Annotated in this window: 20 protein-coding genes; 13 read left to right on the top strand and 7 right to left on the bottom strand. The window is 71.0% G+C overall.

The window, feature by feature from the left end:
• Positions 1–75 precede the first annotated feature (75 nt).
• Together ACWEKR_RS05615 and ACWEKR_RS05610 are read left to right on the top strand one after the other, a co-directional pair.
• Positions 76–1263, top strand: coding sequence for an NAD(P)/FAD-dependent oxidoreductase (locus ACWEKR_RS05615; protein ID WP_452353483.1), 1188 nt, complete (start codon positions 76–78; stop codon positions 1261–1263).
• A gap of 163 nt (positions 1264–1426) precedes the next feature.
• On the top strand, positions 1427–2323 hold the full coding sequence (locus tag ACWEKR_RS05610; protein WP_195085548.1) for an RNA polymerase sigma-70 factor: 897 nt from the start codon (positions 1427–1429) through the stop codon (positions 2321–2323).
• Here the strand turns inward: ACWEKR_RS05610 and ACWEKR_RS05605 are convergent.
• Both ACWEKR_RS05605 and ACWEKR_RS05600 read right to left on the bottom strand, forming a co-directional pair.
• Entirely contained in the window at positions 2310–3011 is a 702-nt protein-coding gene (locus tag ACWEKR_RS05605) for a nucleoside/nucleotide kinase family protein (RefSeq protein WP_452353482.1), read from the bottom strand. The genes ACWEKR_RS05610 and ACWEKR_RS05605 overlap by 14 nt on opposite strands.
• Before the next feature lie 93 nt (positions 3012–3104).
• Positions 3105–4031: a LysR family transcriptional regulator gene (locus ACWEKR_RS05600; protein ID WP_452353481.1), complete on the bottom strand. Its 927-nt coding sequence runs from the start codon at positions 4029–4031 to the stop codon at positions 3105–3107.
• Positions 4032–4102: 71 nt separating this feature from the next.
• Here ACWEKR_RS05600 and ACWEKR_RS05595 point away from each other — a divergent pair, with 71 nt between their 5' ends.
• Positions 4103–4504 (top strand): nuclear transport factor 2 family protein, encoded by a 402-nt coding sequence (locus ACWEKR_RS05595; protein WP_452353480.1) that lies wholly within the window; start codon positions 4103–4105, stop codon positions 4502–4504.
• A gap of 96 nt (positions 4505–4600) precedes the next feature.
• On the opposite strand, the gene ACWEKR_RS05590 is transcribed toward ACWEKR_RS05595, so the two are convergent.
• Complete coding sequence (locus ACWEKR_RS05590; protein WP_452353479.1) at positions 4601–6220, bottom strand: acyl-CoA dehydrogenase family protein; 1620 nt, start codon at positions 6218–6220, stop codon at positions 4601–4603.
• Complete coding sequence (locus ACWEKR_RS05585; protein ID WP_452353478.1) at positions 6207–6857, bottom strand: TetR/AcrR family transcriptional regulator; 651 nt, start codon at positions 6855–6857, stop codon at positions 6207–6209. The genes ACWEKR_RS05590 and ACWEKR_RS05585 overlap by 14 nt, the downstream gene beginning before the upstream one ends.
• A gap of 53 nt (positions 6858–6910) precedes the next feature.
• On the opposite strand from ACWEKR_RS05585, the gene ACWEKR_RS05580 reads away from it, so the two are divergent.
• The 3 genes from ACWEKR_RS05580 (at position 6911) to ACWEKR_RS05570 (ending at position 9992) form a co-directional block, all read left to right on the top strand.
• Positions 6911–7684, top strand: coding sequence for a crotonase/enoyl-CoA hydratase family protein (locus ACWEKR_RS05580; RefSeq protein ID WP_452353477.1), 774 nt, complete (start codon positions 6911–6913; stop codon positions 7682–7684).
• Between the two features lie 5 nt (positions 7685–7689).
• Complete coding sequence (locus ACWEKR_RS05575; protein ID WP_452353476.1) at positions 7690–8931, top strand: hypothetical protein; 1242 nt, start codon at positions 7690–7692, stop codon at positions 8929–8931.
• A 293-nt stretch (positions 8932–9224) separates the two neighbouring features.
• A complete protein-coding gene (locus tag ACWEKR_RS05570) occupies positions 9225–9992 on the top strand; it encodes an MspA family porin (RefSeq protein ID WP_452353475.1) in 768 nt (255 codons plus the stop codon).
• A gap of 132 nt (positions 9993–10124) precedes the next feature.
• Here the strand turns inward: ACWEKR_RS05570 and ACWEKR_RS05565 are convergent, their stop codons facing one another.
• Positions 10125–10799, bottom strand: a complete 675-nt coding sequence (locus tag ACWEKR_RS05565) for a pyridoxamine 5'-phosphate oxidase family protein (RefSeq protein WP_452353474.1) — start codon at positions 10797–10799, stop codon at positions 10125–10127.
• 81 nt (positions 10800–10880) lie between these two features.
• Here ACWEKR_RS05565 and pdxR point away from each other — a divergent pair, with 81 nt between their 5' ends.
• The 4 genes from pdxR to ACWEKR_RS05545 all read left to right on the top strand — a co-directional run bounded on the left by pdxR (position 10881) and on the right by ACWEKR_RS05545 (position 15555).
• Positions 10881–12251, top strand: coding sequence for a MocR-like pyridoxine biosynthesis transcription factor PdxR (pdxR, locus tag ACWEKR_RS05560; protein WP_452353473.1), 1371 nt, complete (start codon positions 10881–10883; stop codon positions 12249–12251).
• A gap of 91 nt (positions 12252–12342) precedes the next feature.
• The gene (locus ACWEKR_RS05555; RefSeq protein WP_452353472.1) at positions 12343–12588 is read left to right on the top strand and encodes a DUF2630 family protein; all 246 of its coding nucleotides are present in this window, start codon (positions 12343–12345) and stop codon (positions 12586–12588) included.
• A gap of 8 nt (positions 12589–12596) precedes the next feature.
• Positions 12597–14033, top strand: coding sequence for a dihydrolipoyl dehydrogenase family protein (locus ACWEKR_RS05550; RefSeq protein WP_452353471.1), 1437 nt, complete (start codon positions 12597–12599; stop codon positions 14031–14033).
• 13 nt (positions 14034–14046) lie between these two features.
• Complete coding sequence (locus ACWEKR_RS05545) at positions 14047–15555, top strand: carboxylesterase/lipase family protein (RefSeq protein ID WP_452353470.1); 1509 nt, start codon at positions 14047–14049, stop codon at positions 15553–15555.
• A gap of 4 nt (positions 15556–15559) precedes the next feature.
• Here the strand turns inward: ACWEKR_RS05545 and ACWEKR_RS05540 are convergent, their stop codons facing one another.
• On the bottom strand, positions 15560–16429 hold the full coding sequence (locus ACWEKR_RS05540; RefSeq protein WP_452353469.1) for an Fpg/Nei family DNA glycosylase: 870 nt from the start codon (positions 16427–16429) through the stop codon (positions 15560–15562).
• Between the two features lie 57 nt (positions 16430–16486).
• The gene (gene cobF, locus ACWEKR_RS05535) at positions 16487–17230 is read right to left on the bottom strand and encodes a precorrin-6A synthase (deacetylating) (RefSeq protein ID WP_452353468.1); all 744 of its coding nucleotides are present in this window, start codon (positions 17228–17230) and stop codon (positions 16487–16489) included.
• A 108-nt stretch (positions 17231–17338) separates the two neighbouring features.
• Here cobF and ACWEKR_RS05530 point away from each other — a divergent pair, with 108 nt between their 5' ends.
• From ACWEKR_RS05530 to ACWEKR_RS05520, 3 genes are all read left to right on the top strand, one after another.
• Entirely contained in the window at positions 17339–18166 is an 828-nt protein-coding gene (locus ACWEKR_RS05530) for a thymidylate synthase (RefSeq protein ID WP_452353467.1), read from the top strand.
• Positions 18163–18669 carry a dihydrofolate reductase gene (locus tag ACWEKR_RS05525; protein WP_452353466.1) on the top strand — a complete coding sequence of 169 codons (507 nt, stop codon included), beginning with the start codon at positions 18163–18165 and terminating at the stop codon, positions 18667–18669. The genes ACWEKR_RS05530 and ACWEKR_RS05525 overlap by 4 nt, the downstream gene beginning before the upstream one ends.
• Positions 18670–18855: 186 nt before the next feature.
• Positions 18856–19182, top strand: a complete 327-nt coding sequence (locus ACWEKR_RS05520; RefSeq protein ID WP_159842817.1) for a cupin domain-containing protein — start codon at positions 18856–18858, stop codon at positions 19180–19182.
• Positions 19183–19218: the final 36 nt, after the last annotated feature.

The raw sequence follows: 19218 nt of genomic DNA, 5'->3' as shown, positions 1-19218 counted from the left end.
ATCCACACCACAGTACGTCACGCCGATCGTTCGCCCGGTGTCTTGTGCTCGAACCCTCGAAGCGAAGGAGACACCATGATTGGCAACACCGAGTTGGTCGTGGTCGGCGGCGGATATGCCGGCGTCATGGCAGCCAATCGCCTGACGCAGCGGGACGAGGTGACAGTCACCCTGGTCAACCCCCGACCGCGTTTCGTCGAGCGGATCCGCCTGCATCAGCTGGTGGGCGGGACGCACGAGGCGATGGTCGACTACCGGGAGGTCTTGGCCGAGAGCGTCCGGCTGGTGGTCGACATCGCGATCCGGATCGACGCGGAGGAGCGTCGTCTGTGGTTGGCGTCCGGCGGCCCGGTCGGCTACGACTTCCTGATCTACGCGGTGGGCAGCGGCAGCGCCGATCCGCGTGTGCCCGGAGCGGCCGAGTACGCCTACCCGATCGCCACCCTGGAGGACGCGCAGCGGCTGCGGCCGGTGCTCGACGCCGTGCCCGCGACCGCCTCGCTGACAATCGTGGGAGCCGGCGCCACGGGCATCGAGACAGCCGCAGAGCTGGCGGAGCAAGGCCGCCGGGTGACGTTGCTGTGCGGCGGCGCGCTCGGCCCGTCTCTGCACCCCCGGGGTCGGCGCTCGGTGGCCAAGCGGCTGGCGAGACTCGGCGTGACCGTGCTCGAAGGCGCCGAGTCGAGGGTGACGTCGGTGACCCGTGCGGCCGTGCGGCTCAGCGGCGGCCACACCCTGTCGAGCGCGGTGACCATCTGGACCGCCGGATTCGGTGTGCCGGATCTCGCCGCGCGCAGCGGACTGAGCACCGACGCTGTGGGCCGTCTGCGCACCGACGAAACGTTGACCAGCGTGGACGACGAGCGCATCGTCGCCGCCGGGGATTCGGCGGCGCCGTCGGACCTGCCGTTGCGGATGAGCTGCCAGACCGCGCGCCCGCTGGGCGCGCCCGCTGCCGACACGGTGCTGGCCCGGATCGCGGGAGACCGGCCCGCGGCCATCGACGTGGGTTACTTCGGCCAGTGCATCGGCCTGGGCCGGCGGGCGGCCACCGTACAGTTCGCCTCCCGGGACGACATCGCGAACCGGTTCTACATCGGCGGCCGGCTCGCGGCGAAGATCAAAGAGCTCGCCTGTCGGAACGTCGTCAAGGAATTGGCGGACGAGGCGCGTGAACCGGGTGCCTTCACTTGGGGGTTCGACAACGACAAGCGCGGGCGGCTGCTGGAAGCCGAGCGCGGCAACGCGCCGGCCGCCACCTGAACGGCTCGTGCACCACCGTCGTGCGCCGGGCGGTGTCCTACGCTCGACCGCACCGACCGGTGGACGGATCGAACGACTCGCAACGAAAGGGGCCTTGCCGGTGGATGCGACGCGTGCAGGCGGACGGCAACCCGTGCCCGGCCGAACCGGAGCGGGTCGAACGATGAGCGGCCATGCCACCGACCCGGCGACCGAGGCTTTCGTCGCCCACCGCAACCTGCTGTTCACCGTGGCCTACGAGATGCTGGGGTCCGCGGCCGACGCCGAGGACGTCCTGCAGGAGACCTGGCTGCGGTGGGTCGAGGTCGACTCCGAACAGGTGCGCGACGAGCGCGCGTATCTGGTCCGGATCACGACAAGGCAGTCGCTCAACCGGCTGCGCACGATGCGGCGGCGCAAGGAGGCGTACGTCGGCCCGTGGTTGCCCGAGCCGCTGCTCACCACGCCGGACGTGGCCGAGGACGTGGAACTCGCCGAGAGCATGTCGATGGCGCTGATGCTCGTGCTCGAGACGCTGTCGCCGACCGAGCGCGCCGTCTTCGTGCTGCGCGAGGCGTTCGGCATCGGCTACGAAGAGATCGCGACCGCCGTCGACAAGACCCCGGCGGCGGTGCGCCAGATCGCCCACCGCGCGCGCAAGCACGTGGACGCCCGCCGCCCGCGGTCGGTGGTCTCCGTGCAGGAGACCCGGGCGGTCCTGGAGTCGTTCCAGCGGGCGCTGGAGACCAGGGACCTGCAGGGCCTGCTGGACGTGCTCGCTCCCGACGTGGTCGTCGTCAGCGACGGCGGTGGGGTCAAGCAGGCGGCGCTGCGGCCGATCGTCGGCGCGAACAGGGTGGTTCGCTTCGTCACGGGCGGTCTGGGCAGGACCACGGCCACGCTCACCATCGGCCCCAGCGTGGTCAACGGCAATCCCGCACTCCTGTTCAGCCTGGACGGTGAACTCGACGGTGTGATGGCGGCCCGTGTCGAGAACGGCCGCATCGCCGGTCTCTACTACGTCCGCAACCCGGAGAAGCTGACTCGCGTCGAATCCGAGACCGTTCTCACCCGGCGCTGAGTGGCGGCGGGACAACCACCGTGTAGCTTCCCGCCTGCTCGCGCAGCACGAGGTCGGCGCGCTCCTTGGTGGTGGCGACGAGATCCGCGTTCGGCAAGTCGCTGCGGTGCACCTTGTCGCGCGCCGCCGTGGGCGTGCGCCCGCCGCGAAGGTGCCGGTCCAGCAGGCGGTCTTCGATCGTCTCGCGCGCGGCCTCCAGGTACCAGCATTCGTCCAGGAGGGTGCGGACCACCGACCACCGCCGCGTTCCGATGTCGTCGAGCAGCAGGTAATTGCCCTCGGTGAGGACGATGGAATGCCGGTCGAACACCACCCCGCCCGGGACCGGGGCATCGACGGACCGGTCGAACGTGGGCCACGGCACCGGCTCGCCCACCGGTGTGGTGCGCAGGCGGAGCAGCGCCGCGACATAACCGTCGACGTCGAACGTGTCCGGCTCGCCTTTGCGCGCAAGGCTTTCCGTGGCGCGCAAGACCTCGTTGCTCAGGTGATATCCGTCCATGGGGGCGATCTCGGCGATCACGCCGCCCGCCTCGGCGTTGATCGCGTCGCGCAACGCGACCGACAACGTCGACTTGCCCGCGCCCGGCGGCCCCGCGATACCGAGCAGGAACCGCCCCCGCGCGGCCCGGGCCCGCACCCGCCGGACCAGCCGGCTCAACGGTCTCTCGACGAACTCCCCTGCCACCGCCGCTACACTACCCGCGCTTCCCCGCCGGGCACCGACGTCCGCGAAGGTATCCACACTCGTCCACAGGATGACCTGTCGGCGCGCGGGCTGTCACGTACCGGCCCGAAGGCGTTGCCGCACGTGGGCGGATAGTTCCGCCGCCTGGTCGCGCAGCGCTTCGGCGAACTCGGTGCGCGCTTCGGCGGTGCCGCGGTCGCCGCGATGGGCGATGACCGTTCGCCGGACCGCGGACGGGTGATCGATCCGCAGCAGTGCGATGCCGGGCGGCAGGACGGGGACGGCGATACCGGGCACCACTGTGCTGCCCTGTCCGGCCGCGACGAGGCCGAGTTTGGCGAACCAGTCGCGTGCGACGAATGCGATGTCCGGCTCCCGGCCGGGATCATGCCACGCGCCCAGGAGGGTCCCGGACGAGTCCTGGCTGCCCGCGATCCATCGTTCGTCCCGCAGCAGCTCGGGCGTCGCGCTGACCGCGCCCGCGAGCGGGTGGGTGGCGGCGACCGCGACGAGCAACGGGTCGTCGACCAGTGGCTCGAGTTCGACACCGGCGGGCGGGGTCTGCGGGGCGGTCACCACGGCGAGGTCGAGACGTCCCCGTGCGACGGCGGTGAGCAGCCTGGGGCTGAGTCCCTCCCGCAGCGAGACGAGCACCTGCCGGTCGCGGACGGCGGTCGCGGCGACGGCCCTCGGCACCAAGGCGGCCATGGCGGTCGAGAACGCGCCGACGCGCAAGCGGCCCGGCGGGCGCGCCGCGAGCTGATGGATGTCCTGCCGGGCCTGGTCCAGTTCGCCGAGGATCACCTCCGCGTGGCGCAGCACGACGCGTCCCGCCTCGGTGGGCTGCACGCCGCGGGCGTGCCGCTCGAACAGAGCGCGCCCCGCAGCCCGTTCCATGAGCGCGATCTGCCTGGACACCGCGGACTGGGTGTAGCCAAGGCGCTCCGCCGCGGTGGAGAACGAGCCGCAGGCGGCGGCCTCCCGTACCACGCGCAGACCGGCCACGGTGAATTCTTCCATGCGTATTGCTCATACCAGATATGCGAGACAGTCGCTTGTCGCATGCATTCGGCGACCCTAGCGTCGTCGTCATGACCGCGATGGAGAACAAGAAGCTGCTCACCGACGTCTTCGAGCAGATGTCACTCGGCAATACCCGCGCGCTGAGCGACGCCATGGCCGACGATTTCCGCTGGATCTTCCCCGGAGACTGGTCCTGGAGCGGCACCTGGGAGCCGAAAGCTGTTGTGTTGGAACACCTGTTGCGGCCGTTGATGAAGCAGTTCACCGAATACCGCAGCGCCGCGGAGACGATCGTCGCCGCGGACGACCACGTCGTCGTGCAGGCCCGCGCGGAGGCCATGACCACACGCGGGGAGGCCTACGACCAGACCTACTGCTTCGTCTTCCGCGTCGCCGACGGGAAGTTGCGCGAGGTCGTCGAGTACTGCGATACGGCGTTGGTCGAACGCGTCCTCACCCGGCCCGCCTGACACCGGAATACGCGAGCGGGCGCGGGCCCCCCGCACAGGAACGCCCGGAGTCTCGGCCCCTGTGCACCCGAACGGGTCCACAGGGGCGCAACGCACTCAGACGAACGCGCGCTCGATGATCGCGCCGGTGTCGACGCCGGTGGGCAGCGTGCCGAACGCGATGCCCCAGTCGTCGCCGAGCCGCGTGGCGCAGAAGGCGTCGGCGACGGCGGGATGGCCGTGGCGGACCAGCTGCGCGCCTTGCAGCACGAGCGCCATCAGCTCGACGACCCGCCGGGCGCGGTATTCGATGTCGTTCAGATCGGACAATTCCTTGCCGACCCGGGCGATCGCGTCGTCCAGCCGCGGGTTCTCACCCTTCGCGAGCGACACTTCGTTGAAGTACGCCTCGACCGTCTCCGGCTGACGCCCCATGGCCCGCAACGCGTCCAGCGCGGCGACGTTGCCGGACCCCTCCCAGATCGACATCAGCGGCGCCTCCCGGTACAGCCGCGGCATGCCGGATTCCTCCGCATATCCATTGCCGCCCAGGCATTCCAGCGCCTCGGCCGCGTGCGCGGGCGCCCGCTTGCACACCCAGTACTTGGTGACCGCCAGGGCGATGCGCCGCAGCGCGGCCTCGGCGGGATCCTGGCCGGCCCGGTCGGTGGCTCCGGCCAGCCGCATCATCACCGTGGTCGCGGCATCGGACTCGATCACCAGGTCGGCCAGCACATTGCGCATGGCGGGCTGGTCGACGAGCGTGGCGCCGAACGCTTTCCGGTGCCGCGCGTGATGTACCGCGTAGACGGCGCCCGCCCGGATGCCCGTGGCGGAGCCGATCACGCAGTCCAGCCTGGTCATGTTCACCATCTCGATGATGGTCTTGACGCCCGCGCCCTCCGCGCCGACCAGCCAGCCCGTGGCGTTCTCGTACTCGATCTCCGACGAGGCGTTGGACTTGTTGCCCAGTTTGTCCTTGAGTCGCTGGATGCGGATCGGGTTGCGGGCGCCGTCGGGCAGCACCCGCGGCAACAGGAAGCAGGACAGGCCGCCGGGCGCCTGCGCCAGAGTGAGGAACATGTCCGACATCGGCGCGGAGGTGAACCATTTGTGCCCGACGATCCGGTAGGAGCCGTCCGGCTGCGGCGTCGCGGTGGTGGTGTTGGCACGCACGTCCGAGCCGCCCTGCTTCTCGGTCATCGACATGCCCGCGATGAGCCCGGCCTTCGTGGACGGCTCGCGCAACCCGTAGTCGTAGACCCGGGAACCGAGCAGCGGTTCGTATCTCGCCGCGAGTTCCTTGTTGTGCCGCAGCGCGGGGACCACCGCGTAGGTCATCGAGATCGGGCACATGTGGCCGGCGTCGGCGACGCCCCAGGTGTAGAACTTCGCCGCGCGCGCCACGTGCGCGCCGGGGCGGTCGTCCAGCCACGGCGCGCCGTGCAGGCCGTGCTCGACGGCGACGCGCATCAGATCGTGCCAGTGCGGGTGGAACTCGACCTCATCGATGCGGCGGCCGTAGCGGTCGTGCGTGCGCAGCACCGGCGGGTACTCGTTGGCCAGCCGCCCCCACTCCTGCGCCTGCGCACCGCCCGCGAGCGCGCCGAGCTCGCGCACCTCGGCTTCGGCCCAGCCCGCGCCCTCGCGGCGCAGGCTGTCGAGCAGCGCCGGATTGCGCGAGACGTCGAAGGGCACGATGTCGGGCGCCTGGTTGAAGACTTCATGCGTCTGCATCTGACACTCCTGGTTCCAGCCGGGCGCAGGCCGCGCCCGGGTCGCCGCGCACGCCCAGCGCGCGGATCGCGAAAGCGGTGATCTCGGGGACGACGGACTCGCCGTGCGGCGCGTCCGCGAGCGGGCCGACCAGCACCTCGCCGATCGCGCCGACCAGCGCGGCCGCGCTGATCCTCGGGTCCTGCGGCGGGAGTTCGCCCCGCGCGATGCCTTCGGCCACCGCCGATTCGAAGGTTTCGGCGAACGCCCGCCGGAAGCGCAGGCGCTCGCTGTCCACGGCCGCGTCGACCGGTTCGGCGAGCAGCACGTAGGCCAGGTTCGGGTTCTTCAGCGCGCGGCCCGCGAAGGTCTCCACCGCCGCGGTGACCCGTTCGACGGCCGTGCCGCGTGCGCCCGCCGCCGCCACGGCCGCGACCTCGCGGGCGACCACTTTCCGGAACACCGCGCGGACCAGCGCGGATTTTCCGTCGAAGCTCTTGTAGACGGTGCCGGTGGCCACGCCCGCCTCGGCCGCGACCGCCGCCATGGACAGCGCCGCGTACCCGCCACGGGACAGCACCTTGGTGGCGGCCTGCACGATCAGCCCCGCCTGGGCGTCCAGGCGGGCCTGTACAGCGGGGGTTCTGCGATAGGCCACCCAAGAAGTGAAGCACGAATTCATTTCTTCACACAAGGGTGCTTTTACGGCGTATGGTCGAGCGCGTGACCGTACTGATCGAACGCAGCGGCCCCGTGACCACCGTGATCCTGCATCGGCCCGAAGCGCGCAACGCAGTGGACGGACCGACCGCCGCCGCGCTTGCCGACGCCTTCCGCGAGTTCGACGCCGACCCCGAGGCGGCGGTCGCGGTGCTGTGGGGTGACGGCGGAACGTTCTGCGCGGGCGCCGACCTCAAGGCGCTCGGCACCGAGCGCTCCAACCGGGCGGCCGAGGACGGCGACGGCCCGATGGGACCGACCCGGATGCGGCTGTCCAAGCCGGTGATCGCGGCGGTCTCCGGCTTCGCGGTGGCGGGCGGGCTCGAACTCGCCCTGTGGTGCGATCTGCGGGTCGCCGAACAGGACAGCACCTTCGGCGTCTTCTGCCGCCGCTGGGGCGTGCCGCTGATCGACGGCGGCACCATCCGGCTGCCGCGGATCGTCGGCACCGGGCGCGCCATGGATCTGGTGCTCACCGGACGGGCGGTCGGCGCCGACGAGGCGTTGCAGATGGGTTTGGTCAATCGCGTGGTGCCCACCGGCGAAGCCCGCCGGGCCGCCGAGGCGCTGGCCGCGGAACTGGCCGCGCTGCCGCAGACCTGCTTGCGCTCGGACCGGATGTCGCTGCTCGAGCAAGAGGGGATGACCGAGGAGTCCGCGCTGCGCAACGAGTTCCGCCACGGGCTGACCGCGCTGGCCGACGGCGCGCTGGACGGCGCTCAGCGTTTCGCGGCGGGTGCGGGCCGGCACGGCGCGAGTTCCTGAGCCCGATGGGCCGCCTGAGCGTCGTCGACGAGATCTTTCTGCGCAGCCACCGCGGGCTCGGCACACCGATAGCGCTGCAAGGGCTGTGGCGCACAGCCGATCGAGTGGACCACACGCTGCTGGTACGAGTGCACGCCGCCTTGCAATCGGGACCACTGGGACGCAGGGTGATTCGCGCGCGCGTGCCGGGAGCTCGGCGGGCCTGGCGGCCGAATGTCCGCGCGTATCCGATCGATCGCGCCGAAGGCGTGCTCCCGGTCGCGGAACTGCTCGACTGGGCCGACGCGCAAGGCGCCGGACTCGATCCGGAATACGGTCCCGGATGGCGGCTTTCGACGGCGGCCTTGGACGACGGTGGTTCGGTCGTCTCCCTCACGTGCTCGCATGCGCTGGCCGACGGGCGCGCGCTGGTGCTCGCGGTGGACGACGCGCTGGGCGGCGCTCGAGTGTGCCCGCCGGAGGCCGCCGCGCGCGACTCGGACTGGTCCGACGCCCGGCGCCAATGGTCGATCGTGCTGCGTGGCACAGCGGCGGCGCTGCGCCACGGGGTACCGCGGCAGCCCGCCGCGTCGTGCCGCGACGAGCGGCCGCGCACAGCGGGCGACGCGACGCGCAGTGCGATCCTGCAATGCCCGGCCGCCGAGTGGGACCGCGTCGCCGCGCTCGACGGCGGCACAGCCAACAGCCTGTTCATCCATCTGGTCGCGACCGTGCTGTGGGACAGCGGGTTTCCCGGCGAGATGATCGAAGCCAGCCTGCCCGTCGACACCCGCGACGAACCTCGCGTCGACAACGACCTCGCCGTGACGCGCATCGCGGTCACCCGCGCCGACACCCCGGCGACGATCCGCACCCTGGCCCGTTCCGCTTACGAGCACCGCATGTCGGCGCCGAACGGAATGCCCGAAGAACTGCTCCAAGTGATTCCGGACCGCTGGGCCTACGCGTTGTCCGCAGGGGCGGGCGAACTCGACATCCTGTGCTCGAACATCGGCACGCTGCCCGCTTCGCTGCGCGCGCTCGGCCCGCACCGCTGCACCGGCGTCGCCGCCCGCGCGATACATCCCGGCCTGACCTCCGCGCGGCTGCCACGCACCAGGCTCTCGGGCTATCTGTGCCGCATCGGCGAGGACTATGTGCTCAGCTTGGTCAGCCTCGATCCGGCGCGGATCGAGTCGGCCGATGCGTTGCGTGAGCTGGCGGTGCGCGCGACGGGTTCCGCGGGCCTGAGCGCTCACGCGTGGTGAGTCGCGCTGCCGCAACCGACATGTGACCGCGTCGCCTCGGACCCTTTCGCCTCGCATCTGATAAAAGTCAATGGTCCACTCGCCTGATCCGACAATTCGGAGGATGCCGACGAGACCGGCTCCCCGGTCACGTCGGCCGACTCGCCGTGTCGGCGCGATCACCGATATGCGCCGCGCCGCCCGATACAGTTTTCCTGCCGCGCGCGCCCGGGTGGCGTCCGCGATGAACGATTTGCTGTGCGAGTCAGTCCGCGTACGAAGTTCCGATTCGATCGATACTCGACTGGAGCATGATGAACCGCAAGCATTCGCGAATCTTCGCCGCGATCATCGCGGTAGTAGTGGCCGCTACCGGCTCCTTCGCTGTTTCCGATGGCACGGCCGGGGCCGAACCAGGCGAGGCAGGCACCCGCGGGCTGCATGTGATCGCGTCGGTGGACTACAACAATGTCGTACCTGGCGGCGACGTCACATTGGGAGTTCCGTTCGCGCACGCGGTCAAGGTGTCCGGAGACTTCTCGGTCGTGTCCGACGGCCCCGCTGCGCTGCGTCGCGGACAGATCGTCGCCGGATATCTGATCGGCTGCGCGGTGGACATTTCCGACGGCATCCAGGTGTCCATCGCCGGGGCCGTCGGAGCCGAGGTCGGCTTCACGCCCGGGATCGTCATCGAATTCGGTGGCATCGATTTCGGTGAATTCGGTTTCGGCGCACCCGAGGAGAACGGGCACGGGCACCTGCCCGGTCTGCAAGCGCAATTGCCGGTCATCGTCGCTCCCACCATCGCCATCGGCGCGGACACCACCTTCGGCGTCAACGGCGAAGTCGGCGGCGAGATCACCGTCAATCTGGCCCCGGGCAGTGTGACCGCGGCGGTGATCGCGCAAGGGGAACTGGACCGAGAATCGACCTTCCCGTTCACCTTCGCGCACACGAATACCCCGCTGAATGTCAACGGATGCCTGTCCCCCGCTTCCGCGATGCCGTTCGTCACCGTCCGGGCCGAAGCAACCAACGGCATCGCGCAAACGACCGGCTATGGTCCACAATTCGTGTTCTGATTCTCTCGGGCAACGTAATCCGAGTTTGCGGACGTAATGTCCTCCCGCGAGTGGTGATTCGTCCTTCGCACCGCCGATCTGCCTCTCACGCCTGCGGAGGACAGTCGGCGGTGCGAAGTGCGTATGGGGCGTTCAGGAACCGGCGCGCTGCAGAACATCGGCGGGGACGGGGGTGCGAGGAGCCAGATCCGGGGAGTCGACGGGGGCGTCCCACACCTGACGCAGCGGGAGGACACCCGCCCAGGCCCCGCCCGCCTCGATGTCGGCCTCGTCGTCCTTGGGGCCGCCCGCACGGATCTTCACCGACGCCTCGGTGAGCTCGAGGGCGAGCACTTTGGTCGCGGCGAGTTCCTTCTTGTTCGGCGGGCGCACGCGCGACCACGAGCCGGGCGCGGCGTGTTCGACGATGACCCGCAGCGCGTGCAGGCGTTCATCGGGGTCGGTCACCTCGCGGGCGCGGCCGAGCACGACCGCGGAACGGTAGTTCATCGAGAAGTGCATGGCCGACCGCGCGTACACCACGCCGTCCACCAGCGTCACCGCCACCGAGATGTCACTCGTGAGCGCCGCGCGCAGGTTGCCCGCGCCGGTCGAGCCGTGCAGGTAGAGCGTGTCGCCGGCACGGCCGTAGGCGGTGGGCAGCACGACCGGCGTGCCGCCGAGCAGCACCCCGAGGTGGCAGATCAGCCCGGCGTCGAGCACCGCGTCCAAGTCGGCGCGGTCGGTCCTGGCGCGGTCGGTCAACCGGGTCGGCGTGCTGCGCGGCGTGGGCGAAAGCGGAGCGCGCGGGCTGGCGGTTTCGGTCATGCACCCAGCATCCGGCCGGGAGTGGCACTATCAAAGCGCCAATTCAGATCATTTTCAGCAGTCCATTTTGCGAGGGAGACCATGCTCGAGGACTTGCCCCTCGACCTCGATCGCGAGCTGGGGCAGCCGTTGTCGGTGCAGATCGCCGACCAGCTGCGCCGCGCCGCGACCGGCGGACCGCTGCGCGGCGGCGACCGGCTGCCCTCCACCCGCGCGCTGGCCGCGCGGCTCGGCGTGAGCCGCACCGTGGTCGCGGCCGCCTACGACCAGCTGCACGCGGAAGGCTGGATCAGCGGCAGACGCGGGTCCGGCACCTACCTGACCACCGCACCGGCCGCCACGCCCGCGCGCACCGACCCCCCGCCCGGCACGGACGCCGCACCGCAGCTGTTCGACCTGGCGCCGGGAGCGCCGTGCACCGACGCCATCGACCCGGCCGCGTGGCGCCGCGCCTGGCGCGCCGCGGCGGATCACTCCCCGCTCGTGCGCAAGGACCGCGCGGGCGAACCGGAGTTCCGCACGGCCGTTGCCGAACACCTGCTGCGCCACCGCGGGATCGGCGCGGGTAGCGACACCGTGCTGCTCGCCACCGCCGGAACCAGTTCCGCCGTGAGCGAGCTGGCCGCGGCGCTGCTGCGGCCGGGCGACGCCGTCGCCATGGAGGACCCGGGCTATCCGCGCGCCGCCGGGGCCTTCGCGGCGGCAGGCCTCGAGGTCGTACCGGTGCCCGTGGACGCGCACGGCCTGCGCGTCGATCTGCTGCCGTCCCGGATCAAAGCGGTGTATTGCACTCCGGCACACCAGTTCCCGCTGGGCGCGCGGATGCCCGCGGCGCGGCGGGTCGAACTCGTCGAGCATGCGCGCCGGGCCGGGATCTTCGTCATCGAAGACGACTACGACGGTGAATTGCGCTACGACACCGCGCCGCTGCCGCTGCTGGCCACCATGGCTCCCGACGTGGTCGTCCACTTGGGCACGACGAGCAAGATCTTGTCCCCCAGCCTCGGCGTCGGCTGGCTGCTCGCCACGCCGGAGATCGCCGCCGCGGTGCTTGCCCACCGGGAACGCACCGGCACCGGCCCGAGCCCGGCGGGCCAGCGCGTGCTGGTCGCTTTCGCCGCGCACGGTGATCTGGCCAGGCACCTGCGCAGGCTGCGTCGCGCGCTGCCGCCGCGCCGGGCGCTGGTGGTGACCGAGTTGCGCCGCCGCGGACTCGGGGTGCTCGGCGACGACGCGGGTTCGCACGTCGTCGTGCCGGTGGCATCGGCCGAGGCCGAGCGGCGCGTGGTGGCGGCGGGAGCCGTGCGCGGCGTCGCGCTCGACGGGCTGGCCAGATATCACCTCGGAGCGCGCCGGGAGCACTTCGGCGTCGCGCTGGGCTACACAGCACTGCCCTGGCCGCAGCTCGCCGCGGCCGTACCGAGGGCCGCCGAGTGCCTCACCCGGCCGTAGCATGGTCGGGACAGCGCATCAGCGGTCGGGCCAGGAGACGGCAGCGCAGCGTGACCAGGCATGGTCTCGCGCGCGCCGGAAAGGATGGAGCATGAGCGAACAGGACATCTTGGCACGCATCAAGGAACTGGTCGACCAGGAGCACCAGCTGCGCTCGCAAGCCACCCACGGCGAGCTGGATCCGAAGACCGAGCGCCAGCGCCTCGCCGAACTCGAAGTCATGTTGGACCAGGCCTGGGACCTGCTCCGCCATCGGCGGGCGCGGATCGACCAGGGTGAGTCGCCGGACACCGTCCGGGCGAATACCGTTGCGCAGGTCGAGGGATACCTGCAGTAGGCCCGGCGATGTCGAGCACAGCAGCCGACTACGACGTCATCGTGATCGGCGGCGGTCCCGCGGGCGAGAACGCCGCCGCCTACGCCGTCGCGGGCAGCGACCGCACGGCCGCCATCGTCGAGCGCGAACTCGTCGGCGGCGAATGCTCCTACTGGGCGTGTATTCCCAGCAAAGCGCTGTTGCGGCCGGGCCACGTCCTCGCGGCCGCGCGGGCGATGCCGGGTGTCTCGGCCACCGGTCTCGACGTCGAGGCGGTGCTGCGGCGGCGCGACGCCTTCGTGCACGATCACGACGACTCGTCGCAGGCCGAGTGGGCCCGGAACCACCGCATCGACGTGGTGCGCGGCAGCGGCCGCCTGACCGGTGTGCGTTCGGTCGAGGTCGGCGGGCGGCAGTTGCGCGCCCGGCATGCCGTGGTGCTGGCCACCGGCACCACCGCCAACGTCCCCGACGTGCCCGGCCTGCGCGCCGCGCTGCCGTGGACCTCGCGCGACGCCACCAATCTGCACGAGGTGCCACGGCGGGTCGCCGTGGTCGGCGGCGGCGTGGTGGCGAGCGAGGCCGCGACCTGGCTGGCCACGCTCGGGGCCGAGGTGACCCTGCTGGTGCGCGGCGCGGCGCTGCTGGCCGCGGCCGAGCCGTTCGCGGGCGAGCGGGTGGCGGCGGCGTTGACCGAGGCGGGGGTGCGGGTGCGCTGCCGTACCGAGCCCACCGCCGTCGAGCGTCCGGCCGGGAAGGACACCGGTGAAGGCCGCATCCACGGCGGGCCGGTGACGGTCCGGTTGCGCGGTCCCGACGGCGAATCGGCGCTCGAGGTGGACGAGATCGTGGTGGCGGCCGGACGCGCACCCGCCACCGAGGGGCTCGGCCTGGACGCCGTCGGGGTGCCCGGCGGATATGTCTCGGTGGACGACCACCTCACCGCGCGCGACGTCGAGGGGGACTGGCTGTACGTGGTCGGCGACCTCAACCGGCGCGCCGCGCTCACGCACATGGGCAAGTACCAGGGCCGGGTGTGCGGCGACGTGATCGCCGCACGGGCCGAGGGCAGGCCGCTGGACGATCCGCGCTTCGTCGCGAGCTCCGATCACGGCAAGGTGCCGCAGGTGGTGTTCACCGCGCCCGAGGTCGCCTCCGTGGGGCTGACCGAAGCCGCGGCCAGGGACGCGGGTCACACGGTCGAGGTCGTCGAACTGGACATCGCGGTGGCCGGATCGGCGTTGTCGCGCGACGACTACGCGGGTCAGGCGAAATTGGTCGTCGACAGCGCCACCGACACGCTGCTCGGGGCCACGTTCGTCGGGCCCGAGGTGGGCGAGCAACTGCACGCGGCGACCATCGCGGTGGTCGGGCGGGTGCCGCTGTCCACCCTCTGGCACGCCGTGCCAGCCTTCCCGGCGGTCAGCGAGTTCTGGCTGCGCCTGTTGGAGGCGCGGCGCCCATAGCTACCATTTGAAAATGGTGGCAACAACGGATATCGCGACCGCCGACGGAGTCGTCCGCGGTCGCCGGGGCCGCCGCGTCCTGCGCTGGCGGTCCATTCCCTACGCGGCTCCTCCGATCGGGGACCTGCGCTTTCGCGCTCCACAGCCGGTCCGTCCTTGGTCGGGCGTCCGGACCGCGACGGAATTCACCTCCGCGGCGATGCAACACCGCTCCGGAGCGCGGATCGGACCGCGCGCCTACCAGCCGACCAGCGAGGACGCGCTGACACTGAATGTCACCGCCCCCGTGACGGCGGCGGCGAACCCGCGGCCCGTGCTGGTCTTCATCCACGGCGGCGGCTACCTCATCGGCACCTCCGCACTCGGGATGTATTCCGGCGCGCGGCTGGCGGTGCGCGGCGACGTGGTGGTGGTGTCGCTGAACTACCGGCTCGGCGCGTTCGGCTACGTCGACTTCAGCGAATTCGGCACCGCCGAGCATCCGTTCGACTCGAACCTCGGATTGCGTGATCAGCTCGCGGCGCTGGAGTGGGTGCGCACCAATATCGCGGCCTTCGGCGGCGATCCGGACAACGTGACGATCTTCGGCGAGTCGGCGGGCGCGCACGCCGTGCTCGGCCTGCTGGCCACCCCGGCGGCTAAAGGCTTGTTCCATCGGGCCATTTCGCAGAGCCCGCCGGCCGACTGGGCGATCAGCACCGAGGAAGCCCGCGGCTTCGCGCGCCGCTGCGTCGCCGCGCTGGGCGCCACACCCGACACCGCGCACGCCACGCTGAGCACCGCGGGCGCCAACGACATCCGCCGCGCCGTCGATCGCACCATCGGACAGGTGGTGCGCGAACAGCCGGGCGCCTTCCCGGTCTGTCCGGTCGTGGACGGCGATTTCCTGCCGCTCTCCCCGGTCGACGCGATCACCGAGGGCTCCGCGCACCGGGTGCCGCTGATCATCGGGACGAATCGGGACGAGGGCACGCTGTTCGCCAGGTTCGCCGACGAACTGCCCACTACCGCGGACCGGCTGCGTTCGGCGCTCGGTCACTCCGCCGAAGCCGAATCCCGGATCGCCGCGGCCTATCCCGGTTATCCCCAGCCGAAGGCCGCGGTGCGAGCGGGCGGCGACTACACGTTCTGGCGTCCATCGGTCGCCGTCATGGAAGGACACAGCAGGCACGCCCCGACCTACGCCTACCGCTACGACTTCGCCCCGCGCGGGCTGCGGCTGGCCGGGCTCGGCGCGACCCACGCGACCGATCTCATCCCGGTCTTCGGCATCGGCGACACTCCGGTCGGGCGGGCCTTCACCGCGGCGGGCGGCAGGCGCGGACTGCGGGCGGTGACCGACCAGTTCCAGGACAACTGGCTGGCCTTCGCCCGCACCGGAGCTCCGCTGCCGTCCTGGCCCGCCTATACCGAGGCCAGGAGATCCACGCTGATCATCGACTACCCGACGCGCGTCGAACACGACCCGGACCGGGCGAAACGACTCGCGTGGCAGGGCGTGCGGGTGCCCACGCTGACCTGAGCCGCTATTTCAGCAAACGCGACATCCGCCGATCCGCGAGGACCTTGCCGCCGGTCTGACAGGTGGGGCAGTACTGGAAGGACCGCTCGGCGTAGGCCACCTCACGGACCATGTCGCCGCAGACCGGGCACGGCTGGCCGGTGCGGGCGTGCACCCGCATGCCGGAGCGTTTCTCGCCTTTGAGGCGGGCGGCGTCCTGGCCGACCGAGCGGCGCACCGCGTCGGTGAGCACCGTGCGCAGGGCGGTGTACAACTCGGCGACCTTGTCGGCCGGAAGGGTCTTGGTATTCGCGAACGGCGAGATCCGCGCGGTGTGCAGAATCTCGTCGGAGTAGGCGTTGCCGACGCCGGCCAGCAGCGCTTGGTCCACCAGCGCGGTCTTGATCCGCTGCGAGGTGCCCCGCAGGATATCGGCGAACTGCGCCTCGGTCAGCTCCAGCGCGTCGGGGCCGAGCCGGGCGATGCCGGGCACCGCCTTGGGGTCTGCCACGACGTACACCGCGAGCCGCTTCTTCGTACCCGCCTCGGTCAGGTCGAACGCGGGCGTCGCCCCTTCGGGGGTGAAGAAATGCACGCGCAGCGCGAGCGGGCTCTTGCCGCCCGGCTTCGGCGGCGTCGGGCTCGGCTCGTCGATCCAGCGCAGCCATCCGCCGCGCGACAGATGCGTGACCAGCCACAGGCCGTCACATTCCAGGCCGAGGAATTTGCCCCAGCGGCCCGCGCCGGTGACATCTCGACCGGACAGCGCGGTGACCGGGGGTTCGAACGTCTTGACGGCGCTCAGCGCGGCCACGTCGACGCGACCGACCACGGCGCCGACCGCATGCTCCCGGAGGAACTGAGCCAACGCCTCCACTTCCGGTAGCTCTGGCACGCGTTCCACACTACCCAGCGCCACCGACAACCGGCCGGTTCGCGCGCGGCGGACGGCTCACGCGCCGCGGCGCAGCAGGTAGATGTCCATGATCCAGCCCTTGCGGTCGCGCAACTCGGCGCGGCGGCGGACGATCTCCTCCCGCACCGCGGCCAGCGGTCCCTCGATCAGGGTCTCGTCCGGCATGCCGAGGTAGGCGCCCCACCAGATGTGCACGTCCTGCTCCTGGACGGCGGTGAACGAGCAGTCGCCGTCCAGCATCACCAGCGTGTTCTCCGCGCCGAGCCCCTCCTCGCGGAGGCGGCGGCCGGTGGTGATGCGCACCGGCTCGCCGATCCCGTGCAACACCACGCGATGCCGCGCGGCCAGCGCCTGCGCGCTGGTGATGCCGGGCACGACCTCGTACTCGAAGCTCACCGCGCCGCGGGCGAGCACCCGCTCGATCATCCGCAGCGTGCTGTCGTACAGCGCGGGATCACCCCAGACCAGGATGCCGCCGACGCCGTCGGCCGCGGCGAACGCCGATTCCAGCAGCGCCGAGCGGCGATCGTGCCAGTCGTCGACCACGTCCAGGTAGTCGGCGGGCGTCCGGTCCCGGGGCGGATCGGCGATCGGGACGATCCGGTACGGCCGGTCCAGGTGGGCCTCCAGGATCGCCGTGCGCACGTCGACCAGCTCCTGTTTCGCCTCGCCCTTGCCGATGACGAAGAACGTCTCGACCTGACGCATGGCCTTGACCGCCTGCACGGTGACCTGGTCGGGATCACCGGCGCCGATGCCGATCACATAGAGCTTGCGCATGGGCTCGAGCTTGCCAGGCCCGCGCCCGGCCACGGCGGCCAGGCGGCGCCGAGGACGCGCCCGATCGGCTCATCGCGCACGGGTGGACGACGACTAGAGTTGCCAGACGTGGCTCATGACGCGCTCGATCCGGCATCGGCTCCCGACACGCAATACGAGGATTTGCTCCGGCTGGTGCTGGCGTCCGGCACGAAGAAAGCCGATCGCACCGGCACCGGGACGCGCAGCATCTTCGGCCACCAGTTGCGCTACGACCTCTCGGCCGGGTTTCCGCTGATCACCACGAAGAAGGTGCATCTGAAGTCGATCGTGTACGAGTTGCTGTGGTTCCTGCGCGGCGACTCCAACATCGGCTGGCTGCGCGAACACGGCGTCTCCATCTGGGACGAATGGGCCGATGCCGACGGCGAGCTCGGCCCGGTCTACGGCGTGCAGTGGCGGTCGTGGCCCACGCCGGACGGCACCCACATCGACCAGATCGCCCAGGTGTTGCAGACCCTGCGCACCGACCCGGATTCCCGGCGCATCATCGTCTCGGCGTGGAACGTCGCCGAGCTGGACAGGATGGCGCTTGCGCCCTGCCACGCGTTCTTCCAGTTCTACGTGGCCGACGGCAAACTGTCCTGCCAGCTTTATCAGCGCAGCGCCGACCTGTTCCTGGGCGTGCCGTTCAACATCGCCAGCTACGCCCTGCTGACACACATGGTCGCCCAGCAGACCGAGCTGCTGCCGGGCGAGTTCATCTGGACCGGCGGCGACTGCCACATCTACGACAACCACCTCGAGCAGGTCACCGAGCAACTTCAGCGCGACCCCTACCCGTTCCCCACGCTACGGCTGCACCCCGCGCCGACGTTGTTCGACTACCGCTACGAGGACGTGGAAATAGTCGGCTACCGGCACCATCCGGCCATCAAGGCCCCGGTGGCGGTGTGACCGAGGGCCGCACGATCGGGCTCATCTGGGCGCAGACTCTCGACGGGGTGATCGGATACCGCAACACCATCCCCTGGCGGCTGCCCGAGGACATGGCGCAGTTCAAGGACGTCACCTGGGGACATCCCGTGATCATGGGCCGACGGACCTGGGATTCGCTGCCGCCGCGGTTCCGGCCGCTGGCCGGGCGACGCAACATCGTGGTGACCAGACAGCCCGACTGGTCGGCCGACGGCGCCGAGCGCGCGTCCTCGGTGCCGGAGGCGCTGGCCCGCTGCGCCCCGGACGCGGTCTGGGTCGCCGGGGGCGGCGAGATCTATCGCGCCGCGCTGGAGTTCGCGACCGATCTGCGCGTCACCGAGATCGATACCGCGGTCGAGGGCGACGCCTTCGCGCCGTCGATCGGACCGGAGTGGCAGCCCGACGACCCGGAGCGCTGGCGCACCTCGAGCACCGGTCTGCGCTTCCGTATCCGGCACTACACCCGGCAGCCGACGGCCTAGCGAAAAGCCACACCGCGCGAGCCCGGAACGCCGTCCCGACGCGCGGGCCGGTGAAACCCGGCCCGCGCCGCAGCCGACTCGGGCATACTCCTCGATATGCGGCGGCCGGACCCCGCGTCCGGCCGAACGCCTCGAGCCGTTGCCACCAGCCCGGCATCGGCTGTGGTGATCTGCGAAAGGCGGTCCATGGAAAAGAAATCGCTGACTGCGGTAGCGCGCCAGCAACTGAAGCTGGCGACCCTCGCCACGAGCGGACGCAGTTCCCAGACAATCTATGGCGGCCACACGCATACGCTGCGGCAGACGGTGGTCGGCCTGACGGCCGGGCACAGCCTCGCCGAGCACGACAACACCGGTGAGGCCACCTTGCTGGTGCTCAGTGGCACACTGATCCTGCTCAGCGGCGCCAACGAATGGAAAGGCTCGGAAGGCGACCTGATCGTGGTGCCCAAGGCGCGCCACAGCGTCAAGGCCATCGACGACGTCGCGTTCCTGCTGACCGTAGCGATGTAGCCGCCGCCACGCGGGTCCGCACCGTGGCCGGGCCGG

This window comes from Nocardia sp. NPDC004573 (assembly GCF_053602135.1).
This window is presented reverse-complemented; position numbering and strand designations above follow the sequence as displayed.